This window comes from Halorubrum tibetense (genome assembly GCF_042661865.1).
GTDB lineage: Archaea > Halobacteriota > Halobacteria > Halobacteriales > Haloferacaceae > Halorubrum > Halorubrum tibetense.
The window spans coordinates 1-5,002 of sequence record NZ_JBHSWW010000181.1; the positions used below are offsets into that span (position 1 = coordinate 1).

Here is a 5,002-nt window from a genome sequence, read left to right on the forward strand (position 1 = left end):
ATCGGGGACAGCGGTGTCGTCGTGGCCGCCGGAGCTGTCGTGGCCGCCGGAGCCGTCGGGACCGTCGTCGCTCATCGGCGGACGTAGGGAACAGGGGGAGTTAGGCGCACCGCTCCCGGTCAGCGGGACTCGACCCGGAGCTCGCGTTTGTCGTCGACCGCCTCGGCCTCGGCGAACTCGCCGCCACCGAGCAGCCCTCGGGCCGCGTTCTTCCCCCATTCGACCGCGGGCTGGGTGAACGTCGAGACGCTCGCCAGCTCGCCGTACAGCACGCAGGCCGCCTCCATCCCGTACAGGAGCTCGCCGAGGTTCCGCTCGTCGACGCGATCGATCTCCACGCGGAGGTTGGGGACGCCGGCGGCGGCGAGGCTCGCCTCCGTGGCGTCGAACTCGGCGTCGAGGAGGTCACCGAGCGAGGAGCCGCCGAGGTAGGCGAGCCCCTCCAGTTCCGTCTCGGGGATCGGGGTCGTCGCCCGCTCCGTCGGCCGGACGAGCGTCACGAGTTTGTCCGGGGGGCCCGCCCGATACAGCTGGAGCTGGGAGTGCTGGTCGGTCGCGCCGAGCGCGCGGGCGGGCGTCTGGCCGAGCCCGTCCTTGCCGAGGCTCTCGGCCCACAGCTGGGCGAACCACTCCGCGAACGTCTCCAGCGACTCCGCATAGGGCATGACCGCGTTCGTGAGCGCGCCGCGCTCCGCGAGCGCGTACGTAGTCGCGCCGTAGGCGTACGCCGGGGACTCGAACAGCGACCCAGACAGCGCGTCCATCCCGTCACGCCCCCCAGCGAGCACCGCCTCGATGTCGTGGCCTTGGAGCGTGGCGACCGCGAGGCCGACCGTCGAGAGGACCGAGAAGCGCCCGGGTACCCCCTCGGGTACGTCGAGCGCGGGGAGGTCGTGGTCCTCGGCGAGTCGTCGGAGGTTCCCCGCCTCGCCCGTGGTGACGAGGGTACGCTCGGTCCAGTCGACGCCGGCGTCGGTCATCGCCTCGCGGACGACGAGGAAGTTGGCGAGCGTCTCGGCGGTGGTTCCCGACCGCGAGACGACGTTGACGACGACGTCTTCGAGCGGGAGGTCGGCGAGCAGCGCCCGGACGTGGTCGGGGTCGACGTTGTCGAGGAAGTAGGCGTCCACGTCGCTTTCGAGCGCGTACGCGAGCGTCGCGGCCCCGAGCGCGCTCCCGCCGATGCCGACCGTGAGGACCGCGTGGGGGTCATCGAAGGGCGCGACCGCCGCGCGGATCGCGTCCGGGTCCGCCGTTTCGGGGAGGTTTAACGAGGCGTAGCCGAACTCGTCGTCGACCATCCCGGCCGTGATCCGCTCGTGTGCGTCCGCGACCCGCCCGTCGAGTCGCTCCAGCGTGTCCTCCGTGAGTCCCGGCGTCGTGCCGAGCGCGTTGCCGATGTCGACGTTCATGAACGAACGAGCGGGCGAGGGCGACTTAAGTATGGGTTACGCGCCGCCCGACATCGACCGCGGACGTCGTTATCGGCGGCTCCCGTCAGCAGCGAAACCCACCATCGACGGCTCCCGTCGTCACAGGTCGCGACAGCGGCTTATATACCGCCGATCCACAGTTTATATACTCAGATCTATCCGTGTTCTCATCCGTGTGTTGCGATGCGGTGGCGCGCGCGATCCGCGGACGACCGACGGGAGTCCGCGGCGCGTGCGAGGGAGGTCGCGGGGCGACACGATATGGTGCGGTGCGGCCTCGCGTCGCCCCGCGACCGAGGCTGGGGAGGCGTGAGGTCCCGCTCGGCGAACCGGTCCGCGGATACGTCACTTATAGCCCACCGATCGGACCGAAAAAGAGGATACGGCTGGGTTCCCGCACTGGCAAGACGACTCAGAGACGGTTCGAACGCTCGAACGCTCGAATGCCCTTATAAACCGATCACCGACCGGATTCGTAGAACTCCTCGCGATACACCCGGCCGAACGCGTTCCGGCGGAGGGTGCTCACCGCCGCGTCCTCGCCGTCCTGGAACGTCGTCGCGATCACCGTCTCGGCGAACGGGATCGGATGCCACGCGACGTTGTCGACGCGCTCCCCGCCGAGCCGCGTCACGTCCGCTTCGTCGTAGTCGGACGTCGAGAGCCACTCGTCGAACTCCGCTTCGGTGCCGACGTGGACCGCCAACAGCTCGGCGAAGATCGCGTCGCGGGCGGTCTCGACGACCTCGGGACGGACGCGCTCGTCGTACTCGTCCGCGCCGAACTCCATCGCCTTCGCCGTCTCCCGAACGACGGTTTGGGCGGCCGGGCCGGCGTCCTCGTAGCGCTCCAGCGCTTCCGACCGGGTCGTGGGGGCGAACGGGCCTCGGGTTCTCATACGCGGCAGTGAGGGATCCACCGAAAAGGGCGTTGTGTTACGGGTCGGGGCGGTCGTCGGTGGCGTCGGTGGCGTCGGTGGCGGTGGAATCGACCGTCCCGTCCGCCCCACGCGCCTCGTCGGTCTCGTCGGGGTCGGCTACGCCTTCCTCGTCCGCCCCGTCCGCCCCGTCCGCGTACATCTCCCGAGTCAGTTCGCGCGCCTCCCGGACCGCGGCCGCTGCCTCCGGATCCAGCTCCGAGGGATCGGAATCACGGAGCGGGGTGCGGGAATCGGCAGCCTGCCCGTGGTCGTGTCCGTGGTCGTGTCCATGCCCGTGGTCGTGTCCATGCCCGTGGTCGTGTCCATGCCCGTGGTCGTGTCCATGCCCGTGTCCGTGGTCGTGGCTGCCGGAAGCGACATCGGGCCGACCGGGGCTCCGATCGACGGTGTCTTCGAACACCTCGTGGTACTCCGCTTCGGCAGCATGTTCCGTGACCGCCTCGGCGAGCCCCGGCGGATCGCGACCGCTCCAATCGGGGACGTGCTCGTCGAGCCACGTCTCGTGGTCGTCACCGTGGAGCATCGCCGTGAACGCGAGGTGGTGGGCGAGGTGCTCGCCGTCGCGCTGGGGCGTCTCACAGACCGGACACGCGTATCCCATGTCGAGCGTGGGTTCGTGAGTGAGGCGTAAAGCGGCGTCGGACGATGACGGCGGTGACGGCGACGACGGCGGTGACGTGGTTCGTTTATAGAGATTAGGCGAGAAAACCCACGACTTTAGCCGTGGGATGAATCGCCGAACGGTTCTCAAAACGCCGTAGTCCAAAGGTTTGACTGCCCACACTTCGTATCTCTGTTTGTCGTTGCGATGGGTACCGCCATCGTGAACGATTGTCCGGGAACTGGTAGTTGACTTGGTGTTTGCCTCATCAAAAAGTAAGCCTTCGGACGCTTCAACCGACGTAAATAATCAGATAACTCCGAATCTGTCACAGGATAGGAGTAACGGGGGCGTGGCACTCCCATCGGCGTGTCGGGTCGCAAACGTACGTTCCCAAACCAGCGCAACGGGCGTGGGAAGCCCACGACTTTAGTCGTGGGTAGATGTCACACGGTAGTTCTCGTCTCCTCCGTCGGATTCCCGCCTTCCGATCGACGGATCCGCCGGCGCTCGCGTGCGCGTTTCTCGCGGCTATAACAGCAACTTTATCACTCGCACGGGGCGAATTTCCGGTAAGACTACTCCGTTAGGAGGTCCAACAGTGACTGAAGCCAACACACAACCGGAGGTGAACATCGGTCTCGTCGGTCACGTCGACCACGGGAAGACGACGCTCGTCCAGGCGTTGTCCGGCTCGTGGACCGACCAGCACAGCGAGGAAATGAAACGCGGTATCTCGATCCGACTCGGGTACGCGGACGCGACGTTCCGCCGCTGTCCCGGCGTCGACGAGCCCGAGTGTTACACCACGGACGAGGAGTGTGCGGACGGTTCGACGAGCGAAGTCCTACGCACCGTCTCGTTCGTCGACGCGCCGGGCCACGAGACGCTGATGGCGACGATGCTCTCGGGCGCGTCGATCATGGACGGTGCCGTGCTCGTCGTGAGCGCGACCGAGGACGTACCGCAGGCACAGACCGAAGAGCACCTGATGGCGCTCGATCTCATCGGGATCAATAACATCGTCATCGCGCAGAACAAGGTCGACCTCGTCGACCGCGACCGCGCCGTCGACAACTACGAGCAGATCCAAGAGTTCGTCGACGGTACCGTCGCGGAGGACGCCCCGATCGTCCCGGTGTCGGCCGGTCAGGAGGTCAACCTCGACCTCCTCATACAGGCCATCGAGGAGGAGATCCCGACACCGGATCGGGACCCCGACGAGAGCGCCCGGATGTACGCGGCCCGCTCGTTCGACATCAACCGGCCGGGCGCGACCGCGAGCGAGCTCAAAGGCGGCGTCGTCGGCGGCTCGCTCGTCGACGGGCAGCTGGAGGTCGGCGACGGCTTAGAGATCCGGCCCGGGCGACAGGTCGAAGAGGAGGGGCAGACGGAGTGGCGGCCGCTCGAAACGAGCGTTCGGTCGCTCCAAGCCGGCTCCCAGCAGGTCGATATCGCCCGCCCGGGCGGCCTCCTCGGCGTCGGAACCGGCCTCGACCCCAGTCTGACGAAGGGCGACGCGCTCGCGGGGCAGGTCGCCGGCGAACCGGGGACGCTCCCGCCGACGCGACACGAGTTCGAGATGCAAGTGGATCTGCTCGACCGCGTCGTCGGGAAAGAGGACGACGAGAGCGGCGAGAGCGACATCGAGGAGATCACGACGGGCGAGCCGCTCATGTTGACCGTCGGCACCGCGACCACTGTCGGGGCCGTGACGAGCGCTCGCGACGGCGAGTGTGAGGTGCGCCTCAAGCGGCCGGTGTGTGCGGAGGCCGGCGCGCAGATCGCCATCAACCGACGCGTCGGCGCGCGGTGGCGACTCATCGGCGTCGGGACGCTGTCGTAGCGTGACCGACACCTCGACGCCCGTCGTCGCGCTCGACACGAGTGCGCTGATGGCCCCGGTCGAGGCGAACATTCGGCTGTTCGAGGAGCTCGACCGGCTCCTCGGGACCTACGAGGCAGTCGTTCCGGCCGCCGTGCGGTCGGAGCTGGACGGGCTCGCGTCGGGCGCGGGAACGGCCGCGA

Annotated in this window: 4 protein-coding genes and 1 pseudogene; 2 read left to right on the forward strand and 3 right to left on the reverse strand. The window is 68.0% G+C overall.

The genetic code is table 11. The annotated features are described in order from the left end of the window. Window positions 1–119 precede the first annotated feature (119 nt). From ACFQEU_RS11210 to ACFQEU_RS11220, 3 genes are all read right to left on the reverse strand, one after another. Entirely contained in the window at window positions 120–1,412 is a 1,293-nt protein-coding gene (locus ACFQEU_RS11210; protein ID WP_379782146.1) for a glucose-6-phosphate isomerase, read from the reverse strand. A gap of 481 nt (window positions 1,413–1,893) precedes the next feature. Beyond that, window positions 1,894–2,331, reverse strand: a complete 438-nt coding sequence (locus ACFQEU_RS11215; protein WP_379782148.1) for a DUF5809 family protein — start codon at window positions 2,329–2,331, stop codon at window positions 1,894–1,896. Between the two features lie 37 nt (window positions 2,332–2,368). Beyond that, the gene (locus ACFQEU_RS11220) at window positions 2,369–2,974 is read right to left on the reverse strand and encodes a DUF5810 domain-containing protein (protein WP_379782150.1); all 606 of its coding nucleotides are present in this window, start codon (window positions 2,972–2,974) and stop codon (window positions 2,369–2,371) included. A 601-nt stretch (window positions 2,975–3,575) separates the two neighbouring features. Here ACFQEU_RS11220 and ACFQEU_RS11225 point away from each other — a divergent pair. Together ACFQEU_RS11225 and ACFQEU_RS11230 are read left to right on the forward strand one after the other, a co-directional pair. Then, window positions 3,576–4,820 carry a translation initiation factor IF-2 subunit gamma gene (locus ACFQEU_RS11225; protein WP_379782152.1) on the forward strand — a complete coding sequence of 415 codons (1,245 nt, stop codon included), beginning with the start codon at window positions 3,576–3,578 and terminating at the stop codon, window positions 4,818–4,820. 1 nt (window position 4,821) lies between these two features. Then, window positions 4,822–5,002: pseudogene (locus ACFQEU_RS11230) on the forward strand (twitching motility protein PilT); the annotation flags it as partial.